The sequence below is a fragment of the Gordonia sp. VNK1 genome, assembly GCF_040049135.1.
Lineage (GTDB): Bacteria > Actinomycetota > Actinomycetes > Mycobacteriales > Mycobacteriaceae > Gordonia > Gordonia oleivorans.
On sequence record NZ_JBDZDJ010000047.1, the window covers coordinates 1 to 8,850 of the forward strand.

Annotated in this window: 8 protein-coding genes; 2 read left to right on the forward strand and 6 right to left on the reverse strand. The window is 60.2% G+C overall.

Annotation, left to right across the window (positions count from 1 at the left end):
• The first annotated feature begins 249 nt into the window (after positions 1 to 249).
• On the forward strand, positions 250 to 1,308 hold the full coding sequence (locus tag ABLE94_RS26045) for a BtrH N-terminal domain-containing protein (protein WP_370530226.1): 1,059 nt from the start codon (positions 250 to 252) through the stop codon (positions 1,306 to 1,308).
• Between the two features lie 349 nt (positions 1,309 to 1,657).
• Here the strand turns inward: ABLE94_RS26045 and ABLE94_RS26050 are convergent, their stop codons facing one another.
• The 6 genes from ABLE94_RS26050 to ABLE94_RS26075 form a co-directional block, all read right to left on the reverse strand.
• Positions 1,658 to 2,407 (reverse strand): TetR/AcrR family transcriptional regulator, encoded by a 750-nt coding sequence (locus ABLE94_RS26050; protein ID WP_026919816.1) that lies wholly within the window; start codon positions 2,405 to 2,407, stop codon positions 1,658 to 1,660.
• A 91-nt stretch (positions 2,408 to 2,498) separates the two neighbouring features.
• The gene (locus ABLE94_RS26055) at positions 2,499 to 3,404 is read right to left on the reverse strand and encodes an alpha/beta fold hydrolase (RefSeq protein ID WP_006369630.1); all 906 of its coding nucleotides are present in this window, start codon (positions 3,402 to 3,404) and stop codon (positions 2,499 to 2,501) included.
• Positions 3,394 to 4,464, reverse strand: coding sequence for a ferredoxin--NADP reductase (locus ABLE94_RS26060; RefSeq protein WP_005195189.1), 1,071 nt, complete (start codon positions 4,462 to 4,464; stop codon positions 3,394 to 3,396). The genes ABLE94_RS26055 and ABLE94_RS26060 overlap by 11 nt, the downstream gene beginning before the upstream one ends.
• On the reverse strand, positions 4,461 to 5,330 hold the full coding sequence (locus tag ABLE94_RS26065; protein WP_006369629.1) for an SDR family NAD(P)-dependent oxidoreductase: 870 nt from the start codon (positions 5,328 to 5,330) through the stop codon (positions 4,461 to 4,463). Before ABLE94_RS26065 ends, ABLE94_RS26060 begins: the two co-directional genes overlap by 4 nt.
• A 47-nt stretch (positions 5,331 to 5,377) precedes the next feature.
• Complete coding sequence (locus ABLE94_RS26070) at positions 5,378 to 6,898, reverse strand: flavin-containing monooxygenase (RefSeq protein WP_005195187.1); 1,521 nt, start codon at positions 6,896 to 6,898, stop codon at positions 5,378 to 5,380.
• Positions 6,899 to 7,059: 161 nt separating this feature from the next.
• Positions 7,060 to 8,028 carry an AurF N-oxygenase family protein gene (locus ABLE94_RS26075; RefSeq protein ID WP_005195186.1) on the reverse strand — a complete coding sequence of 323 codons (969 nt, stop codon included), beginning with the start codon at positions 8,026 to 8,028 and terminating at the stop codon, positions 7,060 to 7,062.
• 133 nt (positions 8,029 to 8,161) lie between these two features.
• Between ABLE94_RS26075 and ABLE94_RS26080 the strand changes: the two genes are divergently transcribed.
• Positions 8,162 to 8,500, forward strand: a complete 339-nt coding sequence (locus ABLE94_RS26080; RefSeq protein ID WP_005195185.1) for a DUF4873 domain-containing protein — start codon at positions 8,162 to 8,164, stop codon at positions 8,498 to 8,500.
• Positions 8,501 to 8,850 lie beyond the last annotated feature (350 nt).

Below are 8,850 nucleotides of genomic sequence, written 5' to 3' on the forward strand. Positions count from 1 at the left end.
ACATGGAGTACGTGCACGAACGCGGCGTCTACAACGACTTGCCCCTCGAGGAAATCCTGGCGGGCCTGCGGCATGCCTACGGCCCTCTGATCTTCTCGGGACGGCCAGCTCCGTCCGACGCATCCCGCGCATAGTGTGCGCTCCGGCGGGCTACCGCCGCAGGTCACTGCCCGCTCGAACACCCGTGCCACCACCTGTCGGCCAGATCCCGTCGCCACAGTGTCCACCACCACTAGGGAGACCATGACAATGTCCGAGTCATTGCTCGACACCTATCCACACCGAATGGGCGGCCATTGCGGCTCCAGCGCGATGCGCGACTTGATGGAGTGGTCGGGACTAGGCTTCGACGGGCCACCGAACGAGGGTCTGGTGTTCGCTCTGGGCGGAGCACTCTCGCTCACGTATGTTCGCACCGACGCCCTCGTGCCGCCGTTGTATCTGGTAGGACGTGGTCCTGACTTCGAGATGGACCTCCCCCGCCGTCTCGGCGCTACGGTGGAGGTCCGGTCCACCGACGATCCCCAGCTAGGGTGGGATCTCGTCCGCGACGAACTCGACCGCGGCCGGCCCGCGCTCGTGTGGGCCGAAATTGCTGAATTGCCCTACCTGCGCGTTCAGTTGCGCATGAGTCGCCACGATATCGTCATAGTGGGCTACGACAGCGACGCAGAAATCGCTTACGTCGCAGACAACGATCGCGTCGAAATTCAACAGGTTCCCTTCGACGCGCTGGCGCGAGCCCGACGCTCGATGACCTTCCCCGAGCCGACCCGACATACGCTCTTCCGCATTGACTGGCCCGAGGCGCTACCGTCAATCGCCGTCGTGGCTGCGGAGGCGTTCGCGCAATCTGCGGCATGCATGCGCGCGCCCGCAGGATCCACGATCGCCGGCCCTGTCGAACACTCGGGGACACACGGAATAGACGCAGCCCTAGCACTATCCTCTGACGTGGTGCTCTGGCATGAGCTGCCCTCCGACGTGCTCGAAGTCCACCTATTCAGTCTTGGTGCATTCATCGAGAAGGCAGGTACGGGTGGTGGCCTGTTCCGACGACTACTCGCGTGTGGCTGCGACGAGATCGCCCGACTGACCGGCGATGCTGCAACCAGCGACCTTGCCAGAGATGCTCACCGAGCGGCTGCAGCATGGACATCAGTCGCTCAGGCGGCCGTACACAAGGGCTCGACCGCTGCTACCCGGCTCGACCACGTCATCGAGGCCGCGGCGGTTCTAACTGACACTGAGTCGAGCCTTGCCACCTCACTGGACTCCGCCGCCAGATCCCTAAGGTCCGCCGTTTAGAAGAACTGCCAGCACCGCATCGGTGAGTGGCTGGCCCTAGCCCGGCCCTTTCGCATCTGGATCGACTGAGGTGGGTCGCTACCGGAGTCCGACGGGGTGAACCACGAGATCGTGGGCATCAGTTCCTACGAGTTGATTCGGTCCTACTGGTCGCGCCAGACCTGGGGCCTGACTGGCTCGCCGGCTTCATCACCGGGGGCGACGTGATGACACTAGATCAGGTGGTAGACGACGAGTCGTTCGACCCGCCCATCCGACACTTGGACAAGTGCTCCTCGCGATAAGGAACACAGTTGTGATCAAATACTGAGGGCGGAGACTGGGGCGGCACCGTCTCTCGCGAGCGGGATCAGTCTAGTCCGAGGCGAGTGGCGAACGCGGGGTCGCCGAAGGGTCTGTCTCTGCGGAAGCGAACGCCCACTGTGGCCGCAGCGCCGTCAATGATCCCCCACGACGTCTGATAAAGGTGCGCGGAGAACAGGTCCTTGCTCATTCCATTGAGCCGACCGTGATCGATCCACCATTGGGTAGCTGATAGGCCCGCCCCCAAGATGGAGGCCACTACGACGGCGACGAGGGACTCGTCGGCACCGACCGATTGGAGGCTACGGGCGAACTCGTCGGAAATAATATCCATTGCCGATCTCAGCTGATCCGCGGCCCCTCCCTCGCCGGACTCAGAATACTGAAACATGTGGTTCGTCATGAGGAAGCGGACGACCGCCGGATGCTCGTCGACCAATGACACGTATGCGGAGATCGCTGACCGGAAGAGCTCGTCGACGGAGTCCTGCTGTCCGGAGAGCAGAGTTGACTGTGCGGACTCCCACATCATCGAACCCAAACGTGCTGCCACAGCGGAATAGAGCCCAGCTCGGTCACCGAAATGGCGATAAAGCTTCGGCTTCGACGCCCCTGCCTCTTCCGCGAAGTCGTCCATGCTCACAGCGTCGCCAAACTTCTCGATCGCGCGTATTGCCGCGTCGACGAGTTCAGCCTTCACGATAGCGCGGTGGTCGTCCCAACGCGTGCTTCGTGCATCGCGCACACGACGTTGCACTTTCACCGGGGCTGCGGAGATTCGACGGACTACAGACATGACCCACCACGCTACCAGGATGGTTGACCGTCGCCCCAATAAGCACGTGGCGCACGCATGCAGTCGGCAGAGACATGGGTCGAAACGAGCTTCAAGCGGATCTGTCTAACCTGGCCACAGCTGAATTGAAGTCTTCAACGGCCTCTAGGTTGGACATGTGACCGACCTTGTCGAGAAGAGTGAATTCAAATAGAACGCCCTGCCGACCCAGTCGCGCTGCGAGATCCACCGAATGGGCCGCCGGGGTCAGTCTGTCGGCATCGCCCACGATGACCGCCGCCGGCACTGTCAGCGAGTCAACACCCCTGCTGACGTCGATTGTCGCCAAAACCGCACCCCACATCCCCCGCACCTGTGGTGGGCATCGCAACACGATGTCGGCGCACTCATCGATTACCTCGACAGTCGCGCCCGGGCCCAGGGTTCCGTAACGAATCAGGCGGCGAGACAAACGCGTGTCCTGCATCTCGGGTCCCGCGACCGCAAGACTAGCCGCGAAGGCCCGTTCAAGTCTCGGTCGTAGCTGGCGGGGAACTTTGAGTAACGTTGACCGATCCACCAACTGTGATGGCCCGGTGCTTGCCAGTACTACTCCGCGGGCCAGCTCCGACACCGAGGCTGGGTACTCAGCTGCCCAGCTCATGATGGACATACCTCCCATGCTGTGTCCGACCACGACAGCCTTGTCGGTGGGAGTGGCTACCGCCCGAACTACGGACTCCAAGTCATCGGCCAGAAGTCTCGCCGAGAACGGTACCCGGCCCCGGTCGCTCCACCCGTGTCCGCGTTGGTCGTAGACCACTACCCTATGCGTCGCCGCGAACTGTTCGATCTGTGGCCGCCAGAAACGCCCCTGACAGGCCCAGCCGTGACTAAAGACTAGAAGTGGAGCATCCCGGCCCGAGCCGAATTCCTGGGCGAACAACCTGGTTCCGTCGGAGGAGAGGACCTCGAGGTGCCGCGATCCTCGCGACTCGCTCGCTATCTCAGAGGTCATCAAAGCTCACCGTGACTGCATCCGTCAGCGGAAGTGCCTGACACGCAAGCCGTTCACCGTCGGCAATGTCATCTTCAACGAGGATGTGGTTTTGTGCCATTTCTACATCACCCTCAACCAGCTTGCATACGCACGCGCTGCAGGCCCCTTCTCGGCAGGAGTACGGGGCATTGTGACCTTGGGCCAATAGCACGTCGAGCAACGGAGTGTTGCGCGGCCACTCAGTCGTGATGGACTGCCCATTCAGATAGACCGTGGCGGTCGCCACACCATCGTCGTCACTGAGCTGACGCATCGTGGCTGTCTCGAATGGATCTCCGGTCAGTGACTGAAAGACTTCTCGATGTACCGAGGCGTGCTCAACACCGCAGGCCTCCGCCGACTTCTGAACCAGATCCATGAACGGCGCCGGACCACAGGTGTAGATCTGTGCACCGCGGTGCTCACGTATGGCGGATTCGACATCCTCAGGTGCCGGAATCCCCATAGCCGACTCCAACCAGTGGAAGACCGTGAAACGCTCGGGGAACTCGGAGGCGATCTGCGCCAGTTGGCCCTCGTACATGATCGACTCGGCATCGCGATTCGCGTAGAACAGTGTGACTTCGCCCCCGCCGCACACAAGCGCCGACTTAATCAGCGACAAGACCGGAGTGATCCCACTTCCTCCTGCAAAGAATAGAAAATCGACGTCGAGATTCTTAGCCGTGAAGTGCCCCGACGGCGGGAGGACGGTCAACTCCATTCCCGTCATCGCGTTGTCGCACAGCCAGTTCGATGCGTAACCGTTCTCCGTCCGCTTGATCCCGATCTCGAGACGGAAGTCCTCGACGTGAGGCGAGCTGCTCAACGAGTAGCATCGTGCGACATGACCGGTCCGATCAGATGGGATCTTCACGGTGATGAATTGCCCTGGGACATGCTTGAACTCCTCGACCATGGCATCGGGGATCTCGAACGAAATGGTGACGGAGTCTTTCGTTTCCTGGGTCACTTCTGAGACGCGCAAGGTGCGTGAGCGGGCTGCGGCAGCCGGACGTGCATCGGGTTCGACGGTCACTTGAGGATCCCCTGTCTACGTGCGACCGCGTAACCCGCCCGTGTCAGTGGCGCCGCGATGTCCTGGTAGCGGGGACCGATCACCCGTGCCACGAAGTCGAAACCGCGGGCGTCCGCACCGATCAACACTCGTGCCTTCTTCTTGTCCATACCTTTGAGGATTGTCGCCGCTGCTTTATCCGGGGTGCTTCGTGCGATCCTGTCGAACAGCGAGGCGACAGTCGCGGTGTCTGCCCCCATGGCGGAAACGCCTCGGGCATTGTTGACGATGTTGGTTTTTACACCCCCCGGGTGCACACATGTCACTGTGACCGGGTATCGACTGATTTTCATCTCCTGTCGGAGCGCCTCGGTGAAGCCTCTGACGCCGAATTTCGCGGCATTGTATGCGCTCTGGCTGGGGATTCCGATCAAGCCGAAGACGCTCGACGTGTTAATGAGATGTCCGTCCCCGGACGCGATCAGGTGAGGCAGAAACGCCTTCGACCCGTTAACGACTCCGCCAAAGTTGATGCCCATGAGCCAGTCGAAGTCTTCCCAGGTCATGTCGACCACGTCGACGCCCAAGGCCACGCCGGCGTTATTGAACACCATGTCGACGTGGCCCGACTCTGACCGCACTCCGTCGGCATAGTCCTGAAACGCACTGCGGTCCGCAACGTCTAGTACGGCGGCGGTTACCGTCGCCGCATACGTGGTGCGGCAAAGTTCTGCAGTCTCCTTCAAGTGCATCTCATCAATGTCGGACAGTGCCAGTGCGGCACCTCGCTCCGCCAACTGGAGTGCCAGAGACCGACCGATCCCTGACGCGGCACCGGTGATCACTGCCACCTTGCCTGTGTAATCATGCCGGTCAGAATTGCTCACTGTCGTCTCACCATTTCTACGAATCGTGTCTCTCCGTGCGTTCGGGCTCAGGCGATGTCGTACTCAGCGGGGTCGAAATCTTTTGTGGCGCGCCAGTACTGCCATGTGAAGCCCGGCCACACGGTCCGGTTGACGCCCTGCGAGTCGAGATACCAACTCGTGCAGCCGCCGTTGGTCCACACTCCCTTGGCCAGCTTCCGCTGGATGTCGGTGTTGAACTGTTCTTGCACGGACGGGCGTACGTCAACCTTCTCAGCGCCTCGGCTTTCTACTGTGTCGATGGCCTTCATGATGTATTTGATCTGTTGCTCGATCATGAACACCACTGAGTTGTGGCCGAGGCCCGTGTTGGGTCCGAGGAGGAAAAACAGGTTGGGAAAACCCTTGGTCGTGATGCCCAGGTGCGTGTTAATCCCCGTCTGATGCCAGTGGGACGGGAGATCCTCGCCAGTGGCACCTTTCAGGGCGAGCTGATCGAAACCATCAGTCACGTGAAAACCGGTCGCATAAATAATTACGTCGATGAGGTGCTCGACGCCGTCTGAGGTGATGATGGAATCAGCGGTGACCCTCTCAATCCGATCGCTGATGACGGTGGTGTTGGGCGCCGCAAGTGCAGGGTAATAGTCGTTTGACCCCAGAATTCGCTTACAGCCGATGCGATATGACGGGGTCAGTTTCTTGCGTAGTGCCGGATCAGAGATGGAGCGTTCAATGTTCCACCGAGCGACCCGTTCGATTGGCCGCATAAGGTTGGAGTGACCGTTGAGGCCGAAGGCTAGGCTCTCCGCACCCCAGTACACCGACCACCTGGCGATACGACGTGCAATCGGGAGTCTGCTCAGAAGAGTCCGCAGGGCCGGCGGAACGGTGAAATTCTTGCGGGGTAGGACCCAGGCAGGGGTTCGCTGGAAGACCTTGAGGGACATGGCCTCCTTCTGTACGAACGGCACAAACTGGATAGCGCTGGCACCAGTGCCGATCACGGCGACACGCTTGCCCTCCAGATCCACCGAATGATCCCACTGTGCGGAGTGAAACGCTTCGCCTTTAAAGTCCTCAATCCCCGAAATTTCGGGAAAATTGGGGATATGCAGCGCACCGACTCCTGAAACTACGAACTGAGCAATGTACTCACGTCCGGACTCAGTACGCAGGTGCCACCGCGACTCTGACTCGCTCCAGTATCCGGAAACCAACTTCTGACCGAAATGAATCTTTTGTGTCACGCCGCGCTTGTCCGCGACGTCTTGTAGATACCGCTCAATTTCTGGTTGTGACGACCACACCTTCGACCAGCTACCTCGACTTTCGAATGAGTACGAGTACATCAGCGACGGGACGTCACATGCACAGCCCGGATAGGTATTGTCGCGCCAGGTTCCACCGACGGAGCTTGCCTTCTCCAGGATTAGAAAGTCGCTGTACCCGCGACGTCTTAGCTGTGCGGCCATCCCGAGACCAGAGAACCCGCTTCCGATGATCAGAATCTTGGTCGAAATCGGGTCGTCGGTTGAGTCGGTTTTGGCGGCGGCGCGCGAGGCGCGCCGGGTAGTTGAAGATGCCATGTTTATGCTTTCTCCCTCGTGGGTTCGTTGGCACAACACATCACCTGCGCACAGTGGCAGCGGGTGATCTGTTGAGGCGGAAGTGATCGCGAAGCCATCGAGAATGCTCCGCACAGGTCTAACTGATGTCGACCGTGACGGCTCGGCCGCGTGAACGGAGATCAGCGGAGATCGTCGGGAAGGCTCCGCGTCGCGCGCCACATGGCCATTGTGAACTTGCCTTCCAGCATTCCCGCCTCATGGAAGAACCGAATCATGGGCTCCGACATGAACTGCAGGTTGGTCCGATAGTTTGGGCTGGTTTGTTGTGCCCATACGCCACGCCAGCGGCTAATTCCCACTGCGGGGTACACTTTCGGATTAATGAGCAGCGGGTACGCCAGGTTCGCGATGACGGCAAGCACCCCTCGGTGCCAAGCGCGCGTCGCCTTACGTCGACGCTGCATGCCTTCGATCATCTCCAGTCGCGCAAAGGTAATGTGACGGGCTTCCTCGAGGACATGGATCTTCATGAGCTGGCGAAGCTGAGGCTGCATACTTGGGTCGTTCATCGCCTCGCGCTGGGCGCGGTCCAGGATTTCCTCGATCAGCAGCGTGGCTCCGGACACCGACGGTCCGAGCGGGACGAAATGCAGGATCTTTGCGAAGCTCAAGAAGCCCTTAGGGAGCTTGTAAGGGGGCACGCCTGTTTTGTTAATGAGGCGCGCGAACATAGTGGAATGGCGGGACTCATCGCCGATTTCTGTTAGCGCGTATAGGGACTTCTGATCGGTTAGGGCCCCCTTTGCCGACATGCGCAGGAGCGCCGAACTCAAGAGGTTCTCTGCGTAGATGCCGAAACTGAGGATGCTCACGATCTCGTGGCGTCCCAGCTCGCGACGCTGCTCCTCGGTCATCTTGTTCCATAGTTTGGTGCCGTATAGCGACACCCGGTGCTCTGGCAGAAAGTACTTGCCTTCCTCCCAGGGCGACTCCCAGTCGATGTCGATCTCCGCGTCGTAGAACTTCTCCGCGGAAGACCGCAACAGACGACCTGCAGATCGTTCCATGTCGACGGGCTTGCGCCCGTTCACCCGGGCCATGCCCTCCTGTGAAAAGTCGGGCTTGATATGGGCATCCTGCACGGTCATGTCTTCTCCTCGGTCGTTCAAGGCTGGGAGTCGGGGCCTGGCGCCCAGTACCCATTACTCGCAGTATCTGGTACTGCTAGTATCCACGAACCGCGTTATTTGTCAACGCTCAATGCGAAGAAGGTAGGGCTGCATGTCTGACGACCATGACCTCGACTACTCCGGCGAAGGAACCCTGGTGTGCCGTGGGACGGAGATCCATGTCGAAGCGAAAATAAGAGGTTATTTCCAGCCGCTGAACGGCTTATACACCTGGTATGGCCGGATTCAGAAGAATGATGAGCTCGACGGGCTCCTGAAAGGCGCCCGCGCGATCGCTGTATTTACGACCGCTGAGGGGCGGGCGGAGTGTGTCGTCGGGGATCCCGACTTCTGGGGCCGATACCGCATCTCAGGTAAGAGCACCCCCCCATACCACCTGCCCACCACTCTCGAGGAGGTCGAAGACATGGCCGAGCACCACCACAAGTGACAATCATCCACCGCACGGACGTTCGCCAGACGGATCCGAACGATTGGGTCGCCCACTTCAGGTCGAGAGGATATTGCACATGGTGAGTTCGTCTCCCATTCGAACCCGCTCGTCGAGAGGGGGCGAGAAACTCGGCGAATACAGTCCGACCCTTGAGCGGGTTGCATGGTTTACCCTCCGCCGCAAAGGGATTGTGACGCTGGTTTGGCTCGGTGCCGCTATCGGCTTAGTACTACAGCCGTAGATCGCGGGTTGTGAGGTTGCGCGGCGTGTTTGCGCTGGTGGGAGCGGCTGCCGGGGCATGATTTGTGGTTTGTGAAGACAACAAAAACACCCGCGGCAGCCGCGGG

What these genes read in the sequence shown, in the direction of transcription:
- ABLE94_RS26045 (WP_370530226.1), top strand. Translation starts at nt 250, where the DNA reads ATGTCCGAGTCATTGCTCGACACCTATCCACACCGAATGGGCGGCCAT.
- ABLE94_RS26050 (WP_026919816.1), bottom strand. Translation starts at nt 2,407, where the DNA reads ATGTCTGTAGTCCGTCGAATCTCCGCAGCCCCGGTGAAAGTGCAACGT.
- ABLE94_RS26055 (WP_006369630.1), bottom strand. Translation starts at nt 3,404, where the DNA reads ATGACCTCTGAGATAGCGAGCGAGTCGCGAGGATCGCGGCACCTCGAG.
- ABLE94_RS26070 (WP_005195187.1), bottom strand. Translation starts at nt 6,898, where the DNA reads ATGGCATCTTCAACTACCCGGCGCGCCTCGCGCGCCGCCGCCAAAACC.
- ABLE94_RS26075 (WP_005195186.1), bottom strand. Translation starts at nt 8,028, where the DNA reads ATGACCGTGCAGGATGCCCATATCAAGCCCGACTTTTCACAGGAGGGC.
- ABLE94_RS26080 (WP_005195185.1), top strand. Translation starts at nt 8,162, where the DNA reads ATGTCTGACGACCATGACCTCGACTACTCCGGCGAAGGAACCCTGGTG.